We start from the raw sequence: 25,652 nt of genomic DNA on the forward strand, positions 1-25,652 counted from the left end.
GCACCTTCCGGTGCCGTTCGCTTCTTACATTTCCAACATCATTTACGCGCATCCGCCCAGGATTTCAGCAGTTCGCTATAGCTCACCGTTTCACCCTTCGGCTTCTCGTTGGCCAGTTTCGGCTTCGGTGCGCCCGGTTGATCGAACCAGTATTGCGCATCGCGTTCCGGGTTCATCTTCGGCGCGCAAGTGGCCTGGGCCTTGGAGCGTTCGAGGCGTTCCATGATGCGGTCCTGATCCTTGGCCAGGCCATCAAGCGCCTGTTGTGGGGTCTTCTCGCCGCTGGCGGCTTCGGCGATATGGCTCCACCACAGTTGCGCCAGACGCGGGTAGTCCGGCACGTTGGTGCCGGTCGGCGACCATTGCACGCGGGCCGGGCTGCGATAGAACTCGACCAGACCACCGAGTTTCGGCGCCAGATCGGTCATCGCCTGCGAGTTGATGTCCGACTCGCGAATAGGTGTCAGACCGACAATGGTTTTCTTCAGCGAAACAGTTTTCGAGGTCACGAACTGCGCGTACAGCCACGCCGCGAGTTTCTGTTTCTCAGGCGTGGATTTCATGAATGTCCACGACCCCACATCCTGATAGCCGAGCTTCATGCCCTCTTCCCAATACGGGCCTTTAGGCGACGGCGCCATGCGCCATTTCGGCGTGCCGTCGGCGTTGACCACCGGCAGGCCGGGTTTGGTCATGTCGGCGGTGAACGCAGTGTACCAGAAAATCTGCTGGGCGATGTTGCCCTGCGAGGGCACCGGGCCAGACTCGGAGAAGGTCATGCCGGCCGCTTCCGGTGGCGCGTATTTCTTCAGCCAGTCGACGTATTTGGTGGTGGCAAACACGGCCGCCGGGCCGTTGGTGTCGCCGCCACGGGTCACGCTGGAGCCGACCGGGTGGCAGTCCTCGACGCGGATCCCCCACTCGTCCACCGGCAAGCCGTTGGGCAGTCCCTTGTCGCCGCCACCGGCCATGGAGAACCAGGCATCGGTGAAACGCCAGCCCAGCGACGGGTCTTTCTTGCCGTAGTCCATGTGGCCGTAGACGCGTTTGCCGTCGATTTCCTTGACGTCTTCGCTGAAGAATTTGGCGATGTCTTCATAGGCCGACCAGTTCACTGGCACGCCCAGCTCGTAACCGTACTTCTCCTTGAACTTGGCTTTCAGATCGGCGCGCTCGAACCAGTCGGCGCGGAACCAGTACAGGTTGGCGAATTGCTGGTCGGGCAGTTGATAGATCTTGCCGTCCGGTGCGGTGGTGAAGGAGATGCCGATGAAGTCCTTGATGTCGAGGGTCGGCGAAGTGAAGTTCTTGCCTTCGTTGGCCATCAGGTCGGTGATCGATTCGGTCTTGCCGTAGCGAAAGTGCGTGCCGATCAGGTCGGAGTCGTTGACCCAGCCGTCGTAGATGTTCTTGTCCGACTGCATCACCGTCTGCATTTTCTCGACCACGTCGCCTTCCTGCAGCAGGTCGTGGGTGAGTTTGATCCCGGTGATTTCGCTGAAGGCCTTGGCCAGCACCTTGGACTCGTATTCGTGGGTGGTCAGGGTTTCGGAAACGACCTTGATGTCCATGCCACGAAACGGCTCGGCGGCCTTGATGAACCACTTCAGTTCTTCAAGCTGCTGTTCGGCCGTCAGGGTCGAGGGCTTGAACTCGCTGCCGATCCATTTTTTCGCAGCATCTTCGTAGGCGTCGGCCCAGGCAGATGCGCTCAAACCGCTGAGTGCCAGCATGGCTGCCAATGAAATGCTATGTCGCAGCTTATTGTTTTTATCGAACATAGAGACCTCCTGTTTAAGTTGTGGAGCCGCGTTGCCGAACGATTCGACTAGCCCCAACGCATCACAGCCAACAGCCACACCAGGGACAACGCGGACGCCACCCAGATGCTCCAGTCGGTGACGCCGATTACCAGCAAATGCAGGTAGGCGCTGCCGAGAAGACCGATAAACAAGCGATCGCCACGGGTGGTGGCAATCGGCAGAAACCCGCGCCGCAGAATGCTCGGCGAGCGCAATTCCCAGGTGGTCATGCCCACCAGAATCAGACCGATGCCGATGAAGAACGCGGCGGTCGGTGTCGTCCAGCTCATCCATTCCATCATCAGCTCCTCAGACTCGACCGAGGGCAAAGCCCTTGGCCACGTGGTTGCGCACAAACCAGATCACCAGCATGCCCGGCAGGATGGTCAACACCCCCGCTGCTGCCAGCACGCCCCAATCGATCCCCGATGCCGACACCGTGCGCGTCATCACTGCCGCAATCGGCTTGGCGTTGACCGAGGTCAGCGTGCGCGCCAGCAGCAGTTCGACCCAGGAAAACATGAAGCAGAAAAACGCCGTGACGCCGATACCGGAACCGATCAACGGGATGAAAATCTTCACGAAGAACTTAGGGAAACTGTAGCCGTCGATGTAGGCCGTTTCGTCGATCTCCTTGGGCACGCCGGACATGAAACCTTCCAGAATCCACACCGCCAGCGGCACGTTGAACAGGCAGTGCGCCAAGGCTACGGCGATGTGCGTGTCGAACAGGCCGATCGACGAATACAACTGAAAGAACGGCAGCAAGAACACCGCCGGCGGCGCCATGCGGTTGGTCAGCAACCAGAAGAACAGGTGCTTGTCGCCGAGGAAACGATAGCGTGAAAACGCGTAAGCCGCCGGTAACGCCACGCTCAGGGAAATCACCGTGTTGAGGCTGACGTAATACAGCGAGTTGAGATAGCCGGTGTACCAGCTCGGATCAGTAAAGATCACCTTGTAGTTCGCCAGCGTGAAGTCCTGTGGGAAAAGGGTCAGCCCGCCGAGGATTTCGGTGTTGCTCTTGAACGACATGTTCAGCAGCCAGTAGATCGGCACCAGCAGGAACAGGATGTAGACCAGCAATGGAATAAGCTTTCTCTTGCTCATGGCCGGGCCTCAGCGGTTGGCGTCGGAGTGCGTCATGGCGGTATAGAACAGCCAGGACACCAACAGGATGATCAGGAAGTACACCAGCGAAAACGCCGCTGCCGGACCGAGGTCGAATTGCCCTACAGCCATCTGCGTCAACGTCTGACTGAGGAAGGTTGTGGCATTGCCCGGCCCGCCGCCGGTGAGCACGAACGGCTCGGTGTAGATCATGAAACTGTCCATGAAGCGCAGCATCACCGCGATCAGCAGTACGCTTTTCAGTTTGGGCAATTGAATGTGGCGGAACACCGCCCAGGCCGAGGCGCGATCGATCCGCGCGGCCTGGTAATAGACGTCGGGAATCGCCCGCAGGCCGGAGAAACACAGCAGCGCGACCAGAGAAGTCCAGTGCCAGACGTCCATCACCAGCACCGTCACCCAGGCGTCCATGGTGTTGGCCGCGTAGTTGTAGCTGATGCCCATCGCATTGAGGCTGGAACCGAGCAGGCCGATGTCGGCGCGGCCGAAGATCTGCCAGATGGTGCCGACCACGTTCCACGGAATCAGCAGCGGTATCGCCAGAATGATCAGCACCACCGAGGACCAGCGACCCTTGGTCGGCATGGTCAGCGCGACGGAGATGCCCAGCGGGATTTCAATCAGCAGCACGCAGGCTGAATAGATGAACTGGCGCAGCAACGAGTCGTGCAAACGCGGGTCGAGCAGCACTTGCTTGTACCAGTCAGCGCCAACGAAGTAGCGGCTGGACTGGTCGAAGATGTCCTGCACCGAATAGTTGACCACGGTCATCATCGGGATCACCGCACTGAACGCCACCAGCAGGAACACTGGCAACACCAGCCACCAGGCCTTGTTGTTCTGCACTTTGTTCATGGCTGCGCCTCCTCGTCGCTGACTTCCAGGAGAAATTCATCGGCATAGACCATCAGCCATTGCGCCGGGAAACTGATGTAAGCCGTGCCCTGCGGCACCGGTTTGTCTTCGGCCAGACGCACCTTCAACGGCGCGCCGTCGAGGTTGAGAGTCATGATCTTGTAGGTGCCGAGGTCTTCGACGTGTACGACTTTTGCCTGCATCGCGTCGTCAAACGGCTCGTCCCACACATGAATGAACTCCGGGCGGATGCCGACCTTGAGGTTTTTCCACTGGCCGTGCTCGATATGGCGCTGCAAGGCGTCGGACAACGGCAGGTGCGTCGAGGCGAAACCGACGCCCCCGGGCTGCGGCTGCACCTCAATCAGATTCATCCCCGGGCTGCCGATGAAATAGCCGACAAAGGTGTGGCTCGGCCGCTCGAACAATTCCCGTGGCGTGCCGAACTGAACGATCTGACCGCCGTACATGACCGCGATCTTGTCGGCGAACGTCGAGGCTTCCAGTTGATCGTGGGTGACGTAGACCATGGTGATGTTGAACTGCTCGTGGATCTGCTTGAGCTTGCGCCGCAGCTTCCACTTCAGGTGCGGGTCGATCACCGTCAGCGGCTCATCGAAGAGGATTGCCGAGACGTCATCGCGCACCAGTCCACGACCCATGGAGACTTTCTGCTTTTCGTCGGCGGTGAGATTGCGCGCCTTCTTGCTCAGCAGATTCTGCAGGTCGAGCACCTCGGCAATTTCCTGCACCTTGCTGTGCACTTTCGCCTCGGCCATGCCCTGATTACGCAGCGGGAAAGCGAGGTTGTCGAACACGGTCATGGTGTCGTAGACCACCGGAAACTGGAAAACCTGGGCGATGTTGCGCTTCTCCGGCGTGAGGTCGTTGACCGCTTTGCCGTCAAACAACACGTGGCCCTGGGACGGGCTGAGCAGGCCGGAAATGATGTTGAGCAAGGTCGACTTGCCGCAACCGGACGGGCCGAGCAAAGCATAGGCGCCACCCTGCTCCCAGACGTGATCCATCTCGCGGATCGCATAATCCTCCGCGCCGCTCGGGGTTTTGCTGTAGCTGTGGGCGAGGTGCTGCAAACGGATTTCGGCCATCAGGCAACCCTCGCGACACGCCGGCCCGGTGCTTGCACCAGACGGCCCTGCGCATCGAAAACGAACAGTTTGTGGGTCGGGATATAGATGCGGATCGGCGCATCGACGTCGTATTCATGAACACCCGGCAAGTGCAGCACCAGCAGGAAATGCTCGTTGCGCACATGCAGGAAGGTTTCCGAGCCGCTGATTTCGGCGACCTCGACGGTCACGGCCAATTCGAGATCGTCATCGTTGCTCGGCACCAGCGAGATATGACTCGGGCGTACGCCGAAGCGGAACTCACCCTCGCCCACCGGGCGCAGATCGACGTTCAACGGAAAGTGGACGAAGTTGGCGAAGCTGACTTCGTTGCCGGCAATGCGTCCCGGCATCAGGTTGATCGGCGGTTCGGAGAACAATTCAGCGGCGAGCACCGACTGCGGCTGGTGATAGACCTCGGTCGACGGCCCGCTCTGGATCACCCGGCCTTCGTGCAGGATGGTCGTGGTGCCGCCGAGGGCCAGCGCTTCGTTGGGTTCGGTGGTGGCGTAAATGGCGATGGTGTGGCGCGCCTTGAACAGCTCGCGCATTTCCTGACGCAGCTCTTCGCGCAGCTTGTAGTCGAGGTTGACCAACGGCTCGTCGAAGAGGATCAGTTCAGCATCCTTGACCAGGGCGCGGGCCATGGCCGTGCGCTGTTGCTGCCCACCGGAGAGCTCCAGCGGATAGCGCTGCAAGAACTTCTCGATGCGCAGCATGCGTGCGGTTTCCTGCACCTTGCTGTGGATGATCTCTTTCGAAATACCGGCCTGACGCAGTGGCGAGGCGATGTTCTCGAACACCGTCATGGTCGGGTAATTGATGAACTGCTGATAGACCATCGACACGTTGCGCAGCCGCACCGGGCGCTGGGTGACGTCGACACCGTTCATCAGCACGCGGCCGCTGTCGGGCTTGTCGAGGCCGGCCATCAGGCGCATGAGGCTGGTCTTGCCGGACAGGGTGCGCCCGAGCAGTACGTTGAAGGATCCGGGTTCGAATTTCAGGCACGCATCGTCGATCCAGATCTGGCCCTCGACGGTACGGCTGACGTGCTCCAGGGTGAGTGACATGGCTCGGCCTTTTTTATTTTTGGAGTCAAGCGACCGGAGCAACAGAGCGACATTCGTGCCAGAAATGGCAAGTGGTTGATTTGCCGTGAAAATCGTTGATTGCACGGGGAAATGGCGTTCACAGCTGAACACTTTTGAACAGTCGGAGTGATTGACAATGAACAATAGTGAACAACACTCTATGCACGCTTTTGCCCAATCCTGAATGCAAAATGGATCCCCTGTGGGAGCGAGCCTGCTCGCGAAAGCGGTGTGTCATTCAATGAATCCATTGACTGAACCGACGCTTTCGCGAGCAGGCTCGCTCCCACATGGGGATTTGTGTAGTTTTGAAGATCGGGCTCATAACAATAATAAAATCGCTGCACTCAGAGGCTCGCCCCCATGGCCGCACCTGCTTCGCCGCTGTCCCACGACGCGATCGTCCAGACCTCCTGGCAACGTTGCCGCGCGTTCGGCCTCGACCACCAGAGCGCGCCGGCCTTCGATCAATTACCCGCCGCCGGCATTGCACGATTGCTCGACAGCCATCATTCGCTGGTGCAGACCACGCATCAGGAAGTCCTGCCCTACTACGAAAACATTCTAAGCAACTCCAATTGCCTGATCATGCTTGCCGACAATCAGGGCCAGGTGCTGACCTCATGGGGCACACAGCGCTTTATCGAACCGAATCTGGCCCGGGGCTTTCAGGCCGGGGCGAGCTGGATGGAGCGCAGCAGCGGCACCAATGCAATCGGCACCGCACTGGCCTGTGAGCAGGCTGTGCACATCGAACACGATGAACACTTCCTCAAGGCCAACCGCTTCATGACCGGCTCCGCCGCGCCGATTTTCGACGCCGAGCGCAAGGTCATCGCCGTGCTCGATGTCTCCAGCGACAGCTATCTGCCGCCCTCGCACACCCTCGGTATGGTCAAGATGATGAGCCAGACCGTGGAGAACCGGCTGATCCTCAACCTGTTCCATGGCCAGCATTTTCAACTGACATTCAACACCGGGTTGAACAACCTCGACAGCCAGTGGGCCGGGTTGCTGATCTTCGATGAAAGCGGTCAAGTGCTGTCGGCCAATCGCCGTGCCGACAATCTTCTCGGTGTGCGTCTGTCGCGGGTGAGTGTCGAAAGCCTGTTCAAGGTGTCGCTGCTGGAGTTGATCAATCAGCCCGAGGGCTTGCCGTTTGCTTTGCAGACCTCCGGGCGCAACCGTTTCCAGTGCTTGCTGAAACGGCCGAAGCAGGCACCGGTGCAAGCGCGGGTATTTGCCGCAGAGGAAAAGCCTGCGCCAGCCAGTGCGATCAGCCTCAATACGCTGCATTTCGGCGACAGCCGCGTGGAAAAAGCCGTGCGCCAGGCCGAGCGCTTGCTGGAAAAAGACATTCCGTTGTTGATCCACGGTGAAACCGGCGTCGGCAAGGAAGTGTTCGTCAAAGCCTTGCACCAAGCCAGCTCCCGGCAAAAACAGGCATTCATCGCGGTGAACTGTGCAGCGATCCCCGCTGAACTGGTCGAGTCCGAGTTGTTCGGTTACGAGAAAGGCGCGTTCACCGGGGCCAACCAGAAAGGCAGCATCGGCCTGATCCGCAAGGCCGACAAAGGCACGCTGTTTCTTGATGAGATCGGTGACATGCCGCTGCCGACCCAGGCGCGTTTGTTGCGTGTGTTGCAAGAGCGCTGCGTGCAGCCGGTGGGCAGCAGCGAGTTGTTCCCGGTTGATTTGCGGATCATTTCCGCGACCAACCGTTCGTTGCGCGAGCAGGTGCAACTGGGCCGCTTCCGGGAAGATTTGTATTACCGCATTGGTGGGCTGACGCTGGAGCTGCCGCCGTTACGCGAGCGCAGTGACAAGCAGGCACTGTTCAAACGGCTGTGGGAGCAACATCGCGAGCCGACGCAATGGGCCGGGCTGAGCCCGGAGGTGTTGGAGCTGTTTGAAAAGCATCCGTGGCCGGGGAATTTGCGTCAGGTCAGCAGCGTGATGCAGGTGGCGCTGGCCATGGCCGAGGAACAACCAGTGCGACCGGAGCATTTGCCGGATGATTTTTTTGTCGATCTGGAGATGGAGCCGGTGGAAACAGCGGCGCCGCTGGGGCTGGATTTGAATGATGTTGAGGCGTTGAATCGCGAGTTGAAGGCGGCCGGGGGAAATATTTCGCATCTGGCGCGGCGGCTGGGGGTTAGCCGCAATACGCTTTACAAGCGGTTGCGGCAGGCTGAATGACAAGTTGTCTGGACGGGCCTCTTCGCGAGCAGGCTCGCTCCCACAGGGCATTTGTGTCGTGCACGGAAAACGGACATGGCGAAAATCCACTGTGGGAGCGAGCCTGCTCGCGAAGGCGTCCGCCCGGTCAACGCTGGTCCTGAGGAAGAAAAAACAAAACCCGCACAAGGCGGGTTTTGTCTGTAACAGGTAAGGCTATCAGTCAGCCAGACGCCAGGTAGTCCCACCCTTGCCATCTTCCAGCACGACACCCATCGCCGTGAGCTGATCGCGAATCCGGTCCGACTCGGCCCAGTCTTTCGCCGCCCGAGCCGCCAGACGCGCCGCGATCAGTACATCGACTTCAGCCGCATCGACCCGCCCTTCAGCGCCGGCCTGCAGGAAGTCATCCGCCTCCAACTGCAACACACCGAGCACACTCGCCAGTTCTTTCAGACGTGCCGCCAGCCCCGCCGCTGCATCAAGATCGCTCTCGCGCAGACGGTTGATCTCGCGCACCATCTCGAACAGCACAGCGCACGCTTCAGGGGTGCCGAAGTCGTCGTTCATCACCGTGGTGAAACGCTCGACGAACGCCTCGCCACCGGCCGGCGCCACGCTCGGCAGGCCTTTCAGCGCATGGTAGAAACGCTCCAGTGCGCCCTTGGCGTCCTTGAGGTTGTCTTCCGAATAGTTGATCGCGCTGCGGTAGTGGCTCGAGACCAACAGGTAACGCACCACTTCCGGGTGGTATTTGTCGAGCACGTCGCGGATGGTGAAGAAGTTGTTCAAGGACTTGGACATCTTCTCGCCATTGATGCGAATCATGCCGCAATGCATCCACGCGTTGGCGTAGGTCTTGCCGGTGGCCGCTTCGCTCTGGGCGATTTCGTTTTCGTGGTGCGGGAACTCCAGGTCGCTGCCGCCGCCATGAATATCGAAAGTCTCACCGAGGCAGCAGGTCGACATCACCGAGCACTCGATGTGCCAGCCCGGACGCCCGGCGCCCCATGGCGATTCCCAGCTCGGCTCGCCCGGCTTGGCGGCTTTCCACAAAACGAAATCGAGCGGGTCTTGTTTCGACTCGTCGACCTCGATGCGCGCACCGATGCGCAAATCTTCGATCTTCTTGCGCGACAGCTTGCCGTAGCCCATGAACTTGGCGACGCGGTAGTACACGTCGCCATTGCCCGGTGCGTAGGCGTAGCCCTTGTCGATCAGGGTCTGGATCATCGCGTGCATGCCAGCGATGTGATCGGTGGCGCGCGGTTCCATGTCCGGCTTCTGGATGTTCAGGCGCGCTTCGTCTTCGTGCATCGCGGCGATCATGCGCTCGGTCAGCGCTTCGAACGACTCACCGTTCTCGCGGGCGCGATTGATGATCTTGTCGTCGATGTCGGTGATGTTGCGCACGTAGGTCAGGTCATAACCGCTGAAGCGCAACCAGCGCGTCACCAGGTCGAACGCAACCATGCTGCGGCCGTGGCCGAGATGGCAGTAGTCGTACACGGTCATCCCGCAGACGTACATGCGCACCTTGTTGCCATCCAGCGGCTTGAAGACTTCTTTGCTCTTGGTGAGCGTGTTGTAGATCGTTAGCACGTTAGTTCCTTGACTCACTCACTGGCCCCACGAATCACGCAGGGTCACGGTACGGTTGAATACCGGCTGACCGGGTTTCGAGTCCTTCAGATCCGCGACGAAGTAGCCTTCGCGCTCGAACTGGAAACGGTCTTCCGGCTGTGCGTTGCCGAGCGATGGCTCGGCGCGACAACCGGTCAGCACTTGCAGCGAGTCAGGGTTGATGTTGTCGAGGAAACTGGCGCTGTCTTCGGCCTTTTCCGGGTTCGGCGAACGGAACAGGCGATCGTACAGACGTACTTCGCACTCGACGCTGGCGGCGGCCGGCACCCAGTGGATCACGCCTTTGACCTTGCGCCCTTCCGGGTTCTTGCCGAGGGTGTCCGGGTCGTACGAGCAACGCAGTTCGACGATATTGCCGTCGGCGTCCTTGATCGCTTCGTCGGCGCGGATCACGTAGCTGCCGCGCAGACGCACTTCACCGGCCGGTTCCAGGCGCTTGTAGCCCTTCGGCGGCTCTTCCATGAAGTCTTCACGGTCGATGTAGATTTCCCGGGCGAACGGCAGCGCGCGCACGCCCATGTCTTCTTTCGGGTGGCGTGGCAGTTCGAGGTTTTCGACCTGGCCTTCCGGGTAGTTGGTGATGACCACTTTCAGCGGACGCAGCACGCACATGGCGCGCGGGGCGCTGTGGTCGAGGTCGTCACGGATGCTGAATTCGAGCATGCCGAAATCGACCACGCCGTCGGACCGGTTGGTGCCGATCATTTCGCAGAAGTTGCGGATCGATTTCGGCGTGTAGCCACGGCGACGGAAGCCCGACAGCGTGGACATGCGCGGATCGTCCCAGCCGTTGACGTGCTTCTCGTCAACCAGTTGCTTGAGCTTGCGCTTGCTGGTGATCGTGTAGTTCAGGTTCAGGCGGCTGAACTCGTACTGGCGCGGGTTCGCCGGCACCGGCAGGTTCTCCAGGAACCACTCGTACAGTGGACGATGGCTTTCGAACTCGAGGGTGCAGATCGAATGGGTGATGCCTTCGATGGCGTCCGACTGACCGTGGGTGAAGTCGTAGTTCGGGTAGATGCACCACTTGTCGCCGGTCTGGTGGTGATGCGCGTGGCGGATGCGATACATGATCGGGTCGCGCAGGTTCATGTTCGGCGAGGCCATGTCGATCTTCGCCCGCAGCACGCGCGCGCCGTCCGGGAATTCACCGGCCTTCATGCGCGCGAACAGGTCGAGGTTTTCCTCAACCGAACGGTCACGGAACGGGCTGTTCTTGCCCGGCTCGGTGAGGCTGCCACGGTATTCCTTGGCCTGCTCCGGGGTCAGGTCGTCGACGTAGGCCTTGCCGGCCTTGATCAGCTCGACGGCCCAGTCGTGCAACTGATCGAAATACTGCGAGGCGTAGCGCACTTCACCGGACCATTCGAAGCCCAGCCATTTGACGTCGCTTTCGATGGCGTCGATGTATTCCTGGTCTTCCTTGGCCGGGTTGGTGTCGTCGAAACGCAGGTGCGTGACGCCACCGAACTCCTGGGCCAGGCCGAAGTTGACGCAGATCGACTTGGCGTGGCCGATGTGCAGGTAGCCGTTGGGCTCCGGCGGAAAGCGAGTCACGATCTGGGTGTGCTTGCCCGAGTCCAGGTCTGCCTGGATGATCGGCCGCAGGAAGTTGACCGGCACGGCAGGGCCGGACTTGGCATTCGAGGTAGGGTCGACAGTGGGCTTGCTCATAGGATCCTTGACGTACAGGTGCGCGGCCGCAAAGAGGGGCCAGACAAAACAAAGCCGCTATCATAGCCGATGCTGTCAAGGGCCTGACAGAGCAGCCCCGATAAAGGCATGCATTTAATCGCCGGGAAATGAAAAACCGCCTCGAAATTCGCGCCTGTCACGCTAAACTGCGCACCTTGGCCGAAGCAGGCTGAACCGGTTGTGGGGCTCAATGTCCCAGAACCACGAATTCCCTATGAAGAGTAATGACCATGACTCAAGTCAAACTGACCACCAACCATGGCGACATCGTCATCGAACTGAACGCTGAAAAGGCGCCGATCACCGTTGCCAACTTCATCGAGTACGTCAACGCCGGTCACTACACCAACACCGTATTCCACCGCGTCATCGGCAACTTCATGATCCAGGGCGGCGGTTTCGAGCCTGGCATGAAAGAAAAGAAAGACAAGCGTCCAAGCATCCAGAACGAAGCGGACAACGGTCTCTCCAACGACAAATACACCGTCGCCATGGCCCGCACCATGGAGCCGCATTCGGCTTCGGCGCAGTTCTTCATCAACGTCGCCGACAACACCTTCCTCAACCACAGCGGCAAGACCACTCAGGGCTGGGGCTACGCGGTATTCGGTAAAGTGACCGCCGGCACCGACGTTGTCGACAAGATCAAAGGCGTGTCGACCACTTCCAAGTCCGGCCACCAGGACGTACCCGCAGACGACGTGATCATCGAGAAAGCCGAGATCATCGCAGCGTGATATTGCTGATTTCAGACTTGCATCTGGAAGAGGAGCGCCCGGACATTACCCGGGCGTTTCTGGATTTGCTCGCCGGACGCGCCCGCTCGGCGAGTGCGTTGTACATCCTCGGCGACTTCTTCGAGGCGTGGATTGGCGACGACGCCATGACGCCCTTTCAGCGCTCCATCTGCCAGGCCCTGCGCGATTTGAGCGACAGCGGCACGGCCATATTCCTGATGCACGGCAATCGCGACTTCATGCTCGGCAAGGCCTTCTGCAAACAGGCCGGCTGCACCTTGCTGAAGGATCCGAGTGTCGTGCAGTTCTACGGCGAGCCAGTGCTGCTGATGCACGGCGACAGCCTGTGTACCCGCGACGTTGGCTACATGAAGCTGCGCCGCTACCTGCGCAACCCGATCACCCTGTTCATCCTCCGTCACCTGCCACTGCGCAGCCGCCATAAACTGGCGCGCAAGCTACGCAGCGAAAGCCGCGCACAGACGCGGATGAAGGCCAATGACATCGTTGATGTCACCCCGGAAGAGATTCCGCGAGTGATGCAGGAGTTTGGCGTGAAAACCCTGATCCACGGCCATACCCATCGCCCGGCAATTCACAAGTTGCAGCTGGGTGAACAAGCGGCGAAGCGGATTGTGCTGGGAGATTGGGATCGTCAGGGTTGGGCGTTGCAGGTGGATGAGAGTGGGTATGCCTTGGCGCCGTTCGATTTCGCCCCGCCACCCGCCCTGCCCGCCCCTACGATTTAAAGCCAAACACAAAACCCTGTGGGAGCGAGCCTGCTCGCGAATGCAGTGTGTCACTCAGCAGTCGAGTGTCTGACACACCGCTTTCGCGAGCAGGCTCGCTCCCACAGGTGCTGCGTTTCAGGTTAATGCCCGCTGGCGGCAGGCCCGGCCTTGGCGGCAAACGGCGGCTTAGCCAGCCACACGATCAGAATCAACCCCATGAACCCCCAGCCCAGCAACGTGAAGTAATCCACGGTGGAGAGCATGTACGCCTGGCTGGTGAGGATCTGGTCCATCTGCGCATACGCCGACTGACTCGCTCCACCCAACTGATTCAAGGTCTCGCGGGTGGCAGGCTCAAACGTGCTGATGCTCTCGCTCATATACGCATGATGCTGATCGGCCCGGCGAATCCAGATCCAGGTGGTCAGCGACGCCGCAAAGCTGCCGCCCAATGTCCGCAGGAACGTCGCCAGGCCTGCGCCATCAGCGATCTGGCTCGGCGGCAAGTCCGACATCAGAATACTCAGGGTCGGCATGAAGAACAGCGCCACGCCGATGCCCATGAACAACTGCACCAGAGCGATGTGCTGGAAGTCGACCTCGTTGGTGAACTCGGCACGCATGAAGCAGCTCAGGCCAATCGCCAGAAACGCAATGCCGGCGAGCAGACGCAGGTCGAACTTGTGCGCGTATTTGCCGACAAATGGCGACAGCAACACCGGCAGAATCCCGATCGGCGCCACGGCAAGTCCCGCCCAGGTCGCGGTGTAACCCATTTGCGTTTGCAGCCACTGCGGCAGGATCAGGTTGATGCCGAAGAACCCGGCGTAACCCAAGACCAGCACCAGCGTGCCGATGCGGAAGTTGCGATGGGCGAACAGGCGCAGGTTGACCACCGGATGGCGGTCGGTCATTTCCCAGATCACGAACACCGCCAGGGCGACCACGGAAATCGCCGCGCCGACGATGATGAAGTTCGATTCGAACCAGTCCAGGTCATTGCCCTTGTCGAGGATCACCTGCAACGCGCCGACGCCAATGATCAGCGTGATCAGACCGACGTAATCCATCGGCTGGCGACTGGTCACCACCGGCCGTTTCGCCAGTTGCGAACGCACCACCATCACCGCAAAGATGCCGATCGGTACGTTGATGAAGAAGATCCACGGCCAGCTGTAACTGTCGGTGATCCAGCCGCCGAGAATCGGCCCGGCAATCGGCGCGACCACCGTGACCATCGCCAGCAATGCCAGGGCCATCCCGCGTTTCGCCGGTGGATACACCGCGATCAACAGGGTCTGCGTCATCGGATACAACGGCCCGGCCACCAGGCCTTGCAGCACACGAAAGCCGATCAGCTCGGGCATTGAGGTCGAGATACCGCAAAGAAACGACGCCAGTACAAACAGCATCGTCGCCCACAGAAACAGCTTCACCTCGCCGAAGCGGCGGCTGAGCCAACCGGTCAGCGGCAGCGCAATCGCGTTGCTCACGGCAAACGAAGTGATGACCCAGGTGCCCTGCTCCGAACTCACCCCGAGGTTGCCGGAAATCGTCGGCAGCGCCACGTTGGCGATGGTCGTGTCGAGCACTTGCATGAACGTCGCCAGCGACAGGCCGATGGTGCTGAGCAACAGGCTGGGCGGCGTGAAAGAAGCGTTATTGCTCATTGTGAATCCTATGAAACCTGATGGTCGCTGCGGTCTGATGAACACAGCAGGCCCTGTGGTAACAGGCCCTTGTGGCGAGGGAATTTATCCCCGCTGGGTCGCGAAGCGGCCCCTCTTTTGGCTCAGGAAAAACGGGCCTGCTGCGCAGTCCAGCGGGGATAAATCCCCTCGCCACAGATAAATCCCCTCGCCACAGATAACCGCTCACCACAGAGCCTACTTCTGATCCGGTGTGCTCTCAGCGCTGCGCGGTCTTGCCTGCTGCTGCGCTGTTGTCGTGAATCAACTGGGCAATCATCGCGTCCGCTTCGGCCAGTTGGCGCTCGTAGACGTTGGTGCTGAACGAGGCCTTTTGCGGCGGTTGCTGGGCCAGCACCGGGCCGCTCTGGTCGTGCAGATTGACCTCGACATTGGTCGACAGACCGACACGCAGCGGGTGCTTGGCCAGCTCTTCGGCGTTGATGTGGATACGCACCGGCACACGCTGAACAATCTTGATCCAGTTACCGGTGGCGTTCTGTGCCGGCAGCAGAGCAAACGCGCTACCCGTACCGGCACCGAGGCTGTCGACGGTGCCGCTGTATTTCACGTCGCTGCCATAAATATCGGCCTCGATATCGACAGGCTGGCCGATGCGCATGTCGCGCAGTTGGGTTTCCTTGAAATTGGCGTCGATCCACAGCTGATCCAGCGGAATCACCGCCATCAACGCGGTGCCCGGCTGCACGCGTTGACCGAGTTGCACGGTGCGCTTGGCGACATAACCGGTGACCGGCGCGATCAAGGTGCTGCGCGCATTGGTCAGATAGGCCTGACGCAGATCGGCAGCCGCCGACATCACGTCTGGATGCGACGAGACCACGGTGTCGTCGACCAGTGCGCTGGTGGTTTTCAGTTGCTGTTTGGCGTTAGCCAAGGCGTTCTGCGCCGAGGTCAGGTCGTCGCGGGCGTGGGACAGCTCTTCCTGGGAAATCGCCCCGCCCTGAGCCAGATTTTTGCGGCGGTTGTAGTTGTCCTGGGCTTTCTGCACTTCGGCCTGCTGCGCGTTGACCTGGGCTTTCATGCCGTCGACGTTGCTGTATAAGCCGCGCACCTGACGCACGGTGCGGGCCAGTTTGGCCTTGGCACTTTGCAGGCCGACTTCGGCATCGTTGGGGTCGAAGTTGACCAGCACCTGGCCTTCCTGGACCAGATCCCCGTCGTCGGCACCGATGCTGACCACGGTGCCGGTGACCAGCGGTGTGATTTCCACGACGTTGCCATTGACGTAGGCATCGTCGGTGCTTTCGTTGAAGCGCCCGATAAACTCGTGATAGGCCCAGACGCCGGCAATGGCGAGCAGGACGACCACGGCGAGGGCCAGCAGCATCACCTTGCGTTTGCGCGGGTTGCCGGTGTCCGGGGTGTTGTCTTGAGCTTGGGTGTTTTCGGCAGTGGCCATGACAAATACCTTGAATTAATGGTGCGACGAGGCGGGGCTGGCGTTGGCTGCGTTCAGGTTTTCACCCTGAAAGCCGCCGCCCAGCGCTTGCATCAGTTGAATCGACAGGTCGATCTGCTCGGCATTGAGGGTCGCCAGCTGACGCTGGGTCTGGAGCAATTGCTGCTCGATGCTGAGCACGTCCAGGTAGTTGCCGATGCCGGAACCGTAACGCTGGACGACGGTGTTGTAAGAATCCTGAGCAATGTCGGTGGCATGTTGCTGCGCGCCGATCTGCCGGCCGATATCGCGCAGCTGATTGATCGTATCGCCGACATCCCCCAGGGCTTTGACCAGACTCTTGTTGTACTGCGCCACCGCCAGATCGTAATCGGCGTCGCGCGCATCGAGGTTGGCGCGCAGGCGTCCGCCATCGAAAATCGGCAGCGATACGGTCGGCGCGATGTTGAAGAAACGGCTGGCCGAACCGAACATCGCATCACCCAGCAACGACTCGGCGCCGGCCGAGGCCGACAGGTTGAGGTTGGGATAGAAGCGGGTTTTCGCCGCATCGATGTCTTTGCTCGCCGCCTCGACCCGCCAGCGCGCCGCGACCAGATCCGGGCGGCGGCCGAGCAGTTCCGCCGGCAACACCGACGGCACCGCCACGGCGCTGGCTTGCAGAACTTTCGGTCGAGCGATTTCGTTGCCACGATCCGGGCCTTTGCCGAGCAATACCGCCAAGGCGATTTTCGCGCTGTTCAGGCGTTTTTCCGCGTCGATCAGGCTGGCCTGGGAACTGGCTTCCAGACTCTGGGTTTGCTGGAACTGGTACTGGCTATCGATCCCCGAACTCAAGCGGCGCTGACTGAGGTCGAGCATTTGCCGGGTGCGCTTGAGGTCTTCGCTGGCAAGGTCGTAAACGATGTGCGCCTGACCGAGATCGCTGTACGCACGGGCGACGTCAGCGGCAAGTGTCAGCTGCGCGGCCTGACGGTCGACTTCAGCAGCGCGAGCCTCGCCGAGGGCGGCTTCCCGGGCAGCGCGCTGGCCGCCCCACAAATCGAAGTTGTAATTGAAACCGGCGCTGACATTGCGCACCGTCGCATAGGCACCGCCCTGCCCCAGCGGATCCTGATCACGAGCCAGCCGCGAACGGCTGATGCCGGCGCTGGCGTCGAGGGTCGGATAACGCTCGGCATCGGCGGCATAGGCGGCGGCACTGGCCTGATGGGCGCGGGCTGCGGCGATCTGCATGTCCGGGCTGTCGTGCAGGGCTTCGCGGATCAGGCCGTCGAGCTGCGGATCGCCGAGGCTGCTCCACCAATCGCTTTTCGGCCACGCCGCTGGCGACAGGCTGACGCCGTCCAGAGACTGCGCTGTCTTCAGGCTCTTCGCGTCGAGGCGCTGGCCTTCAGTGTCGAGGCCGCTGTAATTGGCGCAACCGGCGAGGATCATCGCCGACAACAGCAGCGTCAGACTGCTGCGCAAAGTGTTAGCGCTCATTGTGATCACCTAGACGCTGGATGGTGATCGGGTCACCGGCGGCCAGCAGGATTTTCTTCAGGATGTATTCCGGGGTTTTCAACTCTTCGCGGGAGATCGCGCCGGCCAGCTCATTCATCGCATCGGCACCGATGTGCGGCAGACGATCAGCCAGTTGCTGGCCCTGCTCGGTCAGCTTCAACTGCACCTGACGCCGGTCGCCTTCGCTGCGCTGACGAAGCAGAAAAGCCTTCTGCTCGAGGCGATCGAGCATGCGCGTCATCGACCCGCTGTCCAGCGACAGATGGCGGCACAGCTCGGCCGGGGTGTCGACGCCGAACTGGGCCATGATGATCAACACCTTGAACTGCGCGGCGGTGATGCCGTGGGGTTCCATGTGGGTATCGATGATCCGGTCCTTGAGCAACGCGGCACGACCGAGCAACAGGCCGAGGTGGCAATGTTTGAATTCTTCCGGAGTGAAATGCTTCATGGGTCGACCTGATAACTGCCTAGGCAGTGAATGTATGTCGAGATGTTACTGCTTAGGCAGCGAATGTCAACGCAATAGTTAGGGGGCTTTGTAATTAATCACTGACCGGCCACGCGGGATCGTTCCCACGCTCCGCGTGGGAATGCAGCCGGGGACGCTCTGCGTCCGTTTTTTTTGAGAGCCGGGACGCAGAGCGTCCCTTGAGGCATTCCCACGCAGAGCGTGGGAACGATCATTGGAGAGAACGCGCTCTAGAAATCCCGCTTGTAGAAAATATCCAGCGAACTCGCCACGCCGCTCGCCGCTTCGACGTAGACCTTCTTGCTCAGCTTGTAGCGCAAGGCAATGGTGCTGGCCGGTTCGAAGACGCCGACGCCGTAGCGCAGGCTGAGTTTTTCGGAGATGTTGCCGCTGGCGACGACGCTGGTGTCATTGCCGCTGCCCTGGGTGTCGAGCTGGAAATCCTCGATGCCCAGATCCTTGGCCAGACCACTGGTGACCCCGGCGCTGCCCATCAGGCCCAGGCCCAGCGCGGCTTGCGCGAGCATGTTGTTGTCTTCGCCATTGGTGCTCAGCGGGCGGCCCAGCACCAGGTACGACAGCGCCTGTTCCTGACTCATCGCCGGTTCGGAGAAGATCTGCGTGGTCGGCTGTTCGGCGCTGCCGCTCAGGCGAATACCGGCGATGACGTCGTCGGTCTGGCGGATCGCTTCGATGTCCAGATACGGCTGGTCGATGGGGCCGGCGAACAACAGACGCGCGCGACGCACGGTCAGGCGCTGGCCGTAGGCGCGATAGCGGCCGTCGTTGAGCCAGAGTTCGCCACGGGTGTCCATGTTGTCGCCGATGTGCACCTGACCTTGCAGATTGGCGGTCAGGCCGAAACCGGCAAAGCTCAGCTTGTCCTGGCCGACGATCACGTCGATGTCCATTTTCATCGCGATCGGTGGTTTGCCCTCTTCGGTCTGTGCGCCGACGATGATCGTGTCGTCGGAGACTTTTACCGTTGATGGCGGCAGCTCGCGCACGGTGATTTCGCCTTTCGGCACCAGCACCTTGCCAGCAACTTTCAGCTCATCGCCGGCCATGGAAATCTTCAGGTCCGGGGCCATTTCCAGTTTGGCGTAGGGCTCGACGCTGACCGGCAATTGCGTGCCCTTGAGCGCCAGATCGACCACCAGCGCCTGCCCCCAGGCGACGTTGCCGTTGAGGCTGCCCTTGCCAGTCTTGCCGCTGTTCCAGCCTCCGTCCAGGCGCATCGATTCGCCGGCGATCGCCGCAGTCAGTTGCAGATTCTGCAGCTCCATCGGCAGTTCGGCACCGGACACTTCGCCATCGCTGAGCTGCACAGTGCCGTTGACCTGCGGCGCGAGCAGGCCACCGGACAGCGTGCCGCTGCCGTTGAGCCGGCCGGTGAGTTTTTCCACCATCGGCACGAACGGCCGCGCCACCGACAGATCGAGGCCGGAAAGGCGGAACGAGCCGCTCAGCGGTTTGTTTTTCGGCAGCGGATTGAGCTGCGCCTGGACCAGCAATTCGCCGAGTTTGCCGCCGACAAAATTGAGCTCGGTGTCGACCCGCTTGGGCGTGAGCTTGCTGCTGAGTTTGAGGGTCTGGTAGGGGAAATCCAGCCAGCGATCCTTGTCGCGCACGCGCAGGGTGCCGCCGCTGGCATCGACACTGACCACGCCGTTCGGGCCGCTGGCGGGCAGGTCCAGTTGCAGATCGGCGTTGAGCTGGCCCTGCCAGGCGAAGTCTTTGGGCAGCCATTGCGCAAGGCTTTCGATCGGGAATTGCTTGAGGTGATAACGCAGCTTAGGCTCGGGCATCAGGCGCTGATCTTCGCCACACAGGCTGGCATTGCCGGACAGCCAGCAATGCGCGCCGAAATTGATCTGGCCGTCCGCCAGGCGCTCCATTCTGGCCGGGCTTTGCAGCTTCCAGTCCTGACCACCGGCCTGAATGTCGCCACTGGCCAAGCGTCCGCGCCAGTTGCCCTTGTCCAGATTGCCGTCCAGACCCAGCGCCAATTTCAGCTTCGGCCCGATCAGGTCGAGGTTGAGTTTCTGGCTTTTGATATTGCCCTGAGCACTGGCGGTCAGGGTGCCCAACGAGGTATCGCCAGTCTGAATGCCGCTGCCTTTGAGATTGATCTTCGCCCGCTGCGCACTGTCGAGCGTGGCGTCGAGGTTGAGGCTTTGCAGGCGATTGTCCTGGAAGGCCAGTTGCGAACCTTGCAGATCAAGCTTGCCCTGTGGCGCCTTCAGCGTGCCGGCGACGTTGACCTGACCGTTGACCTGCCCGCGCAATTGCGGCCAGAGCTGGGCCAGACGCGGCAGCTTGATGTCGATCTGCCCGCCGAGTTTGTCCTGCAGGCTGCCCTTGCCATTGATGCTGTTGTCGCCGAGGCGGATCTGCAGGGCATTGAGATTCCACCGCTCGCCCGCGCCGTCAGCCTTGGCCTGGAGGACCGCCGGTTGGCCGCGCAACTTGCCCTTGAGATCGAGGTCGGCGCTGAGGCTGAGTCGATCATTCTTCATCTCGCCTTTACTCTTCAACGGTCCGGCCAGGGTGCCCGGCAGTTCGGCGACCCAGTACGCCGGGTTGAGCGCCGACAGATCCAGCGCAGTATCCCAGGCGATGCCATCGGCGAAGCGCACATTCACGTGTCCTTCGGCCTTGCCCTGCCCGGCCTGCATGACCAGTTGCGGCAAGGCGATCTGTTCCAGACTGCCGCTGAACGGACTGCTCAGGGTGAACGCCCCGGCAGGGCCATCCAGCGCGGCGTCGAAGTTGCCGAGGTACTGACCGTCGGTGTAGGACACTTCGCCGGTGAAGGTGCGCAACGTCACTTGCGGCTCGTCGATTTCCGGATAGAGCCGGTGCCACGGGAAGTCTTGCCAGTTGATATTGGCCTGAGCGCTGAGGCCCTTGCTCCAGTCGACATTGCCGGTGAGTTTGAGGCTTTGCGTGTCGTTGGCATTGAGGTCGAGCCCGGCAATCTGCGCGCCGTTGGCGTCGACCTTGCCTTTGAGCAGCAGCGCCACTGGCGATTTTTCGGCGGGCAACGTGGCGTTGCCGAGCAGTTGATAACCGTTTTTCAGGTCGCCTTCGCCCGCGAGCACAAGCTGATTGAATTGCAGGGTGTCCGGCAGATCGGCGCTGGGTTTGAACGCGTCGCTGGTGATGCGCAGCTTGGCCGGGAGGTTTTCCGCCAGCGCTTGCAGCTCGCCGTTCAACTGGCCGTCGAGGTAGCCGCGGCTGTCGGCGTGCAGGTTGAGGGTTTTCAGCAGATCACCTTCAACTTTCAGCTCCAGCGTCCACGGCTCGCTGCCGGGAGACGGCAAAGTCAAATCGCCCTGAATCGTCAGCGGCCAGTTGCCGCTCGGTTGCAGCAGGCCGGACAGGTTCAGGCTGAGCTCGTCGCGCTGCAATTTCACGCTGTCGATCTGCAGGCCTTGTGCGGTCCAGTGCGCCGCCAGTTGCAAGCCCTTGAGCTGTTCGCTGCCGTTGAACAACAGGCTGCCCACCTCGACGTCGCCCAATTCGATGGCCAACGGCAATTGCAGGTCCGGCAGTTTGATCGGGCCGCTCTCGGTGGTTTCTTCGCTCGGCGGGAATTGCAGGATTACCTGATCGGCCTTGAGCTGATCGATGCACAAGGTCATGCGCCTCAGGCACAGCGGCGACCAGGCGAAGATTGCCTTGTTCAGCTCGACGCGGCTTGTGTCCTGCTGCCACACCAGGTGATCGGCACTCCACTGCCCAGCGAGGCGACCGTGGAAATTCTCCACGCTCAAGCCGGGCACAAGGCCCAGCGCCCAACGGCTGCCGGCCTGCGTGCCAAGCAGTGCGGCCAGGCTCAAGACAATCAACACGACCAGCGCCAACAGCGTCAGCGCCGTTATTTTCACACCACGCTTCACAGCTCAGGCCCCATGGAAAAGTGCAGCCGGATGCCGCCGTCGTCGTCCAGCGCATGGGCTAGGTCAAGGCGGATCGGCCCGACCGGCGAGACCCAGCGCACACCTACACCGACCCCGGTCTTGAGGTCGGGCAGTTCGAGTTTGTTGAAAGAGTTGCCTTGGTCGACGAAGGTCGCGACCCGCCATTTCTCGGCGATCGAATACTGATACTCGACGCTGCCGGCAATCATGTAGCGACCACCGATGCGGTCGCCGTCAGAGTTTTTCGGCGACAGGCTCTGATAGTCGTAACCGCGCACGCTCTGATCGCCACCGGCAAAGAAGCGCAGCGACGGCGGAATCGAGTTGTAGCCGTTGGTGGCGCTGCCGCCGACCTGCACGCGACCGAGCAAGCGGTGCTTGTCGAACACCGTGGTCAGGCCCTTGACCAGCGCGGTGCCGTATAGAAGGTTGTTGTCCGAACCGAGGCCTTCCTTGGCCACTTTGCTTTCGAAGCTCAGGCGATAGCCGTTACGCGGGTCGATGCGGTTGTCGCTTTTCAGATAGGAATAACTGATGCCGGGCATGAGCAACGTGCTCAGGCCGGAGTCGTCGCCGAGTTCGTATTCTTCACGTTGCCATTTCAGCGAGATCACCCGCTGCCAGCCGCTGGGCAACTTGCTGTGCCATTCCGGGCCGAAAGTCAGCAGCTTGCTGAGGGTGTCGGAGCCTTCGATGTCTTCGAACTGATAGCCGCCGGCCCAGCGCAGTTTGTCGGTCAATGGCGGGTCGAGCGGGATGTCGTAAAACAGCCCGACGTTCTGCCGGGGCGCCGAGAGCTCGGCCTCCCAGCCATAGCTGTCGCCCTGCGGGTTGACCCAGTGGCGCGTCCAGTTAGCCTTGATCCGTGGCCCGACGTCGGTCGAATAACCGAGGCCCAGGCCCATGGTGCGCGGCTTGCGCGTGTCGAGTTTGACGGCGACCGGAATCACATCGTTCTGCGCTGCCGTCGGTGCCGCGTCGACGCGCACGCCTTCGAAATAGCCGCTCGATTGCAGATCGCGATTGAGTTCGGCGATCAGTTCCGAATCGTAAGGCTCGCCTGCCTTGAACGGCACCATGCGTTGCAGCAGGTCTTCGTCGAACGGCGTGTCGCCCTCGAAACTGACTTTGCCCAGCGCATAACGCGGGCCGCTGTCGTAGATCAATTCGATGTCGGCCACGCCCGCGCGGGGATCGACCATGAGCTTCTGGCTGGTGAAATGACCGCTGAAGTAACCGAAGCGCGAGGCCTGGTTCTGGATCACCCGTTTGGCGTCTTCGTAACGGCCATGGTTGAGCACGGCGCCGGACTTGAGCAGGTCGCTTTTCGGCACGCGAAAGGATTTCAGCGAGGCTGCCGGGCCGTCGACGCGCACGGTGACGTTGCGCAGGCGAATCGGCTCGCCGGGATCGATGTTCAACACCAGACGCGGTTTTTCTCCGCCCTTGACGTCACTGTCGATCTGCGGCTGGTAGTAGCCCAGCGCCTGAGCCGCTTTGCGCGCCTGCTCTTCGGCGCCGCGACTGAAACGCAGCAAGGCTTCTTCGTCGCGATCGCCGAGGCTGCCGATATAGCCTTCTATATTGGCCTTGAGTTCATCGTTGGACGGCTTGATCCGTACATCCAATTCACTTTGCGCCAGCGCCGCGCAGCTGGATAACAGCATCAGCACGCCGCTGGTAAATCTTCGTGGAAACTTCATAGGCGCGGATGCTATCACGGGCTCAGGAGCCTGATAGAACAGGTAATTTGTGAAGAAGTTCGATCGTTATCCCGTTGCTGTTTGTAACACCTGCGGATTGGCGTGGAAAAATACGTGTTCGCGCACCGGCCCGACGGCAACCTCGCCGATCTCCTGATAACCCTGCCTTTTATAGAATTCCAGGTAGCGCGGGTTGCCGGTGTCGAGCACCACGCCTTGCGATGTTTCATCAACGGCGCACCAGTTGTGCACGGCGGTGAGCAACTGTTCGCCGTAGTGCTTGCCCTGAAACTGCGGGTGCACACCGAGCAGCGGCAGCATGTGCACCGAATCACCCGGCACGCATGCAGCAACGGCATCGTGGTATTCCAAATAACGCCGGGTGCAGCGAAAACCGGTGCTGAGCACCATTCGCAGGCGCCATGCCCAGCTTTCGGTAACGCCCAGGCGCCGTTGCGGCGGTGCGATCAGGGCGATGCCGATCAAGCGATCGTTGACCAACAGGCCGATTGCCGGCAGGTCCTGGAGAAAATGCTGTTTGACCAGCTCGCGCACCGTGGCGCGCACCCGTTGTTCATAGCCGGGACGTTCGGCTTCGAACAGGTAGCCGAAGGTCGGCTCGTGGCGATAGGCCTGATACAGCAACGAGCGGGCTTCGCGCGAATAGCCGCGGTCGAGCATATGGATGTCGGCAACGGCGGTCTGGGTTTCAGGCATTGCAGTGATTCTCCCCGGGGGCGCGCTCGGAGGCTGGCGCGCTTGTTGGTACGAACCTTGGGCGGATGTGGTGGTTCCCCTGACAGGTATAGACCAAGTCGGGATCTTCATCGATCTCGCCGGCCTCTTCGCGAGCAGGCTCGCTCCCACAGAGGCGCTGCATAGGGCATCACAAATCCCACAGGCCAAAATGATTTGTCCCACACTGGCCCATCTCCCCCATGTCAGCTAGCATCGCCCTTTTGCCAGGACTGCCGACCATGAAGATTGTTTCCTTCAACATCAACGGACTGCGTGCCCGTCCGCATCAGCTGGCAGCGCTGATCGAAAAACATCAGCCCGACGTGATCGGCCTGCAGGAAACCAAGGTCCACGACGACCAGTTCCCCCACGATGACATCCGCGCCCTCGGCTATCACGTGCATTTCCATGGCCAGAAGGGTCATTACGGTGTCGCCCTGCTCTCGCGCAACGAGCCGATCGCCATCCATAAAGGCTTTGCCACCGATGAAGAAGACGCGCAACGGCGCTTTATCTGGGGCACTTTCGCCGATGCCAACGGCGTGCCGGTGACGATCATGAACGGCTATTTCCCACAAGGTGAAAGCCGTGACCATCCAACCAAATTCCCCGCCAAGGAGCGTTTCTACAGCGATCTGCAAGCGCTGCTGGAAAGCCAGTTCCACAACGAACAGCCACTGGTGGTGATGGGCGATGTGAACATTTCCCCGGAAGACTGCGACATCGGCATCGGCCCGGACAACATGAAGCGCTGGCTGAAAACCGGCAAATGCAGCTTCCTGCCGGAAGAACGCGAGTGGATGGCGCGCCTGAAAAACTGGGGCCTGACCGACAGCTACCGTCACCTCAATCCCGACGTGAGCGACATGTTCAGCTGGTTCGACTACCGCAGCCGTGGCTTTGAAGATGAGCCCAAACGCGGCCTGCGCATCGATGTAATTCTGGCTTCCCATGGCCTGCTGCCACGGGTCAAGGATGCCGGCGTGGACTACGAACTGCGCGGCATGGAAAAGCCATCGGACCATGCGCCGATCTGGCTTGAGCTGGCCTGATCCAGACTGAGGGAATTTTCATTGTGGGAGCGAGCCTGCTCGCGAATGCGGTGGATCAGCGACAAATTTTTCGACTGACACGCCGCCTTCGCGAGCAGGCTCGCTCCCACAGGTAATCCCCTGTCATATTTCGGTCACGCGCCTGAC

At 60.8% G+C, this 25,652-nt stretch carries 19 protein-coding genes; 4 read left to right on the forward strand and 15 right to left on the reverse strand.

Translation table 11 applies throughout. From position 1 onward, the window contains the following. Nucleotides 1–38: 38 nt before the first annotated feature. Genes AB4N73_RS11650 through AB4N73_RS11675 form a run of 6 tightly spaced genes read right to left on the reverse strand, consistent with a single transcriptional unit; the run spans nt 39 to nt 5,991 of the window. The gene (locus AB4N73_RS11650; protein WP_016775286.1) at nt 39–1,781 is read right to left on the reverse strand and encodes an ABC transporter substrate-binding protein; all 1,743 of its coding nucleotides are present in this window, start codon (nt 1,779–1,781) and stop codon (nt 39–41) included. 47 nt (nt 1,782–1,828) lie between these two features. Further along, nucleotides 1,829–2,101, reverse strand: coding sequence for a DUF2160 domain-containing protein (locus tag AB4N73_RS11655; RefSeq protein ID WP_038861868.1), 273 nt, complete (start codon nt 2,099–2,101; stop codon nt 1,829–1,831). Nucleotides 2,102–2,111: 10 nt separating this feature from the next. Beyond that, nucleotides 2,112–2,912: a carbohydrate ABC transporter permease gene (locus tag AB4N73_RS11660; protein ID WP_003192012.1), complete on the reverse strand. Its 801-nt coding sequence runs from the start codon at nt 2,910–2,912 to the stop codon at nt 2,112–2,114. 9 nt (nt 2,913–2,921) lie between these two features. Continuing rightward, nucleotides 2,922–3,788 carry a carbohydrate ABC transporter permease gene (locus AB4N73_RS11665; RefSeq protein ID WP_256809104.1) on the reverse strand — a complete coding sequence of 289 codons (867 nt, stop codon included), beginning with the start codon at nt 3,786–3,788 and terminating at the stop codon, nt 2,922–2,924. Beyond that, nucleotides 3,785–4,897, reverse strand: coding sequence for an ABC transporter ATP-binding protein (locus tag AB4N73_RS11670; protein WP_016775290.1), 1,113 nt, complete (start codon nt 4,895–4,897; stop codon nt 3,785–3,787). Before AB4N73_RS11670 ends, AB4N73_RS11665 begins: the two co-directional genes overlap by 4 nt. Next, the gene (locus AB4N73_RS11675) at nt 4,897–5,991 is read right to left on the reverse strand and encodes an ABC transporter ATP-binding protein (RefSeq protein WP_016775291.1); all 1,095 of its coding nucleotides are present in this window, start codon (nt 5,989–5,991) and stop codon (nt 4,897–4,899) included. Before AB4N73_RS11675 ends, AB4N73_RS11670 begins: the two co-directional genes overlap by 1 nt. Before the next feature lie 384 nt (nt 5,992–6,375). Here AB4N73_RS11675 and AB4N73_RS11680 point away from each other — a divergent pair, with 384 nt between their 5' ends. Continuing rightward, nucleotides 6,376–8,211, forward strand: a complete 1,836-nt coding sequence (locus AB4N73_RS11680) for a sigma-54-dependent Fis family transcriptional regulator (RefSeq protein ID WP_256809103.1) — start codon at nt 6,376–6,378, stop codon at nt 8,209–8,211. A gap of 198 nt (nt 8,212–8,409) precedes the next feature. On the opposite strand, the gene cysS is transcribed toward AB4N73_RS11680, so the two are convergent. Further along, nucleotides 8,410–9,792: a cysteine--tRNA ligase gene (cysS, locus tag AB4N73_RS11685; RefSeq protein WP_460143472.1), complete on the reverse strand. Its 1,383-nt coding sequence runs from the start codon at nt 9,790–9,792 to the stop codon at nt 8,410–8,412. Between the two features lie 18 nt (nt 9,793–9,810). Then, the gene (locus tag AB4N73_RS11690) at nt 9,811–11,508 is read right to left on the reverse strand and encodes a glutamine--tRNA ligase/YqeY domain fusion protein (protein WP_024013424.1); all 1,698 of its coding nucleotides are present in this window, start codon (nt 11,506–11,508) and stop codon (nt 9,811–9,813) included. 251 nt (nt 11,509–11,759) lie between these two features. Between AB4N73_RS11690 and AB4N73_RS11695 the strand changes: the two genes are divergently transcribed. Together AB4N73_RS11695 and lpxH are read left to right on the forward strand one after the other, a co-directional pair. Beyond that, nucleotides 11,760–12,266, forward strand: coding sequence for a peptidylprolyl isomerase (locus AB4N73_RS11695; RefSeq protein ID WP_150634928.1), 507 nt, complete (start codon nt 11,760–11,762; stop codon nt 12,264–12,266). After that, entirely contained in the window at nt 12,263–13,015 is a 753-nt protein-coding gene (lpxH, locus tag AB4N73_RS11700; RefSeq protein ID WP_041477093.1) for a UDP-2,3-diacylglucosamine diphosphatase, read from the forward strand. The genes AB4N73_RS11695 and lpxH overlap by 4 nt, the downstream gene beginning before the upstream one ends. 122 nt (nt 13,016–13,137) lie before the next feature. Here the strand turns inward: lpxH and AB4N73_RS11705 are convergent, their stop codons facing one another. From AB4N73_RS11705 to AB4N73_RS11735, 7 genes are all read right to left on the reverse strand, one after another. Continuing rightward, on the reverse strand, nt 13,138–14,667 hold the full coding sequence (locus tag AB4N73_RS11705) for a DHA2 family efflux MFS transporter permease subunit (RefSeq protein WP_024013426.1): 1,530 nt from the start codon (nt 14,665–14,667) through the stop codon (nt 13,138–13,140). 238 nt (nt 14,668–14,905) lie between these two features. Beyond that, nucleotides 14,906–16,108, reverse strand: coding sequence for an HlyD family secretion protein (locus tag AB4N73_RS11710; RefSeq protein ID WP_016775298.1), 1,203 nt, complete (start codon nt 16,106–16,108; stop codon nt 14,906–14,908). A 15-nt stretch (nt 16,109–16,123) separates the two neighbouring features. Beyond that, nucleotides 16,124–17,593, reverse strand: a complete 1,470-nt coding sequence (locus AB4N73_RS11715; RefSeq protein ID WP_460143473.1) for an efflux transporter outer membrane subunit — start codon at nt 17,591–17,593, stop codon at nt 16,124–16,126. Further along, nucleotides 17,583–18,065, reverse strand: a complete 483-nt coding sequence (locus tag AB4N73_RS11720; protein ID WP_460143474.1) for a MarR family winged helix-turn-helix transcriptional regulator — start codon at nt 18,063–18,065, stop codon at nt 17,583–17,585. The genes AB4N73_RS11715 and AB4N73_RS11720 overlap by 11 nt, the downstream gene beginning before the upstream one ends. Before the next feature lie 251 nt (nt 18,066–18,316). Beyond that, nucleotides 18,317–21,991, reverse strand: a complete 3,675-nt coding sequence (locus AB4N73_RS11725) for a translocation/assembly module TamB domain-containing protein (protein WP_460143475.1) — start codon at nt 21,989–21,991, stop codon at nt 18,317–18,319. After that, nucleotides 21,988–23,715, reverse strand: coding sequence for an autotransporter assembly complex protein TamA (locus AB4N73_RS11730; protein ID WP_056788842.1), 1,728 nt, complete (start codon nt 23,713–23,715; stop codon nt 21,988–21,990). The genes AB4N73_RS11725 and AB4N73_RS11730 overlap by 4 nt, the downstream gene beginning before the upstream one ends. Before the next feature lie 66 nt (nt 23,716–23,781). Further along, nucleotides 23,782–24,432 (reverse strand): GNAT family N-acetyltransferase, encoded by a 651-nt coding sequence (locus AB4N73_RS11735; protein ID WP_041477100.1) that lies wholly within the window; start codon nt 24,430–24,432, stop codon nt 23,782–23,784. A gap of 260 nt (nt 24,433–24,692) precedes the next feature. On the opposite strand from AB4N73_RS11735, the gene xthA reads away from it, so the two are divergent. Then, nucleotides 24,693–25,505, forward strand: coding sequence for an exodeoxyribonuclease III (gene xthA / locus AB4N73_RS11740; RefSeq protein ID WP_095182083.1), 813 nt, complete (start codon nt 24,693–24,695; stop codon nt 25,503–25,505). Nucleotides 25,506–25,652 lie beyond the last annotated feature (147 nt).

The organism is Pseudomonas sp. S3_B08, assembly GCF_054667725.1.

Excerpts from the sequence above, each read along its gene's own strand:
- AB4N73_RS11650 (WP_016775286.1), bottom strand. The coding sequence starts at position 1,781 with ATGTTCGATAAAAACAATAAGCTGCGACATAGCATTTCATTGGCAGCC.
- AB4N73_RS11655 (WP_038861868.1), bottom strand. The coding sequence starts at position 2,101 with ATGGAATGGATGAGCTGGACGACACCGACCGCCGCGTTCTTCATCGGC.
- AB4N73_RS11660 (WP_003192012.1), bottom strand. The coding sequence starts at position 2,912 with ATGAGCAAGAGAAAGCTTATTCCATTGCTGGTCTACATCCTGTTCCTG.
- AB4N73_RS11665 (WP_256809104.1), bottom strand. The coding sequence starts at position 3,788 with ATGAACAAAGTGCAGAACAACAAGGCCTGGTGGCTGGTGTTGCCAGTG.
- AB4N73_RS11670 (WP_016775290.1), bottom strand. The coding sequence starts at position 4,897 with ATGGCCGAAATCCGTTTGCAGCACCTCGCCCACAGCTACAGCAAAACC.
- AB4N73_RS11675 (WP_016775291.1), bottom strand. The coding sequence starts at position 5,991 with ATGTCACTCACCCTGGAGCACGTCAGCCGTACCGTCGAGGGCCAGATC.
- AB4N73_RS11680 (WP_256809103.1), top strand. The coding sequence starts at position 6,376 with ATGGCCGCACCTGCTTCGCCGCTGTCCCACGACGCGATCGTCCAGACC.
- AB4N73_RS11690 (WP_024013424.1), bottom strand. The coding sequence starts at position 11,508 with ATGAGCAAGCCCACTGTCGACCCTACCTCGAATGCCAAGTCCGGCCCT.
- AB4N73_RS11695 (WP_150634928.1), top strand. The coding sequence starts at position 11,760 with ATGACTCAAGTCAAACTGACCACCAACCATGGCGACATCGTCATCGAA.
- AB4N73_RS11705 (WP_024013426.1), bottom strand. The coding sequence starts at position 14,667 with ATGAGCAATAACGCTTCTTTCACGCCGCCCAGCCTGTTGCTCAGCACC.
- AB4N73_RS11710 (WP_016775298.1), bottom strand. The coding sequence starts at position 16,108 with ATGGCCACTGCCGAAAACACCCAAGCTCAAGACAACACCCCGGACACC.
- AB4N73_RS11715 (WP_460143473.1), bottom strand. The coding sequence starts at position 17,593 with ATGAGCGCTAACACTTTGCGCAGCAGTCTGACGCTGCTGTTGTCGGCG.
- AB4N73_RS11720 (WP_460143474.1), bottom strand. The coding sequence starts at position 18,065 with ATGAAGCATTTCACTCCGGAAGAATTCAAACATTGCCACCTCGGCCTG.
- AB4N73_RS11730 (WP_056788842.1), bottom strand. The coding sequence starts at position 23,715 with ATGAAGTTTCCACGAAGATTTACCAGCGGCGTGCTGATGCTGTTATCC.
- AB4N73_RS11735 (WP_041477100.1), bottom strand. The coding sequence starts at position 24,432 with ATGCCTGAAACCCAGACCGCCGTTGCCGACATCCATATGCTCGACCGC.
- xthA (WP_095182083.1), top strand. The coding sequence starts at position 24,693 with ATGAAGATTGTTTCCTTCAACATCAACGGACTGCGTGCCCGTCCGCAT.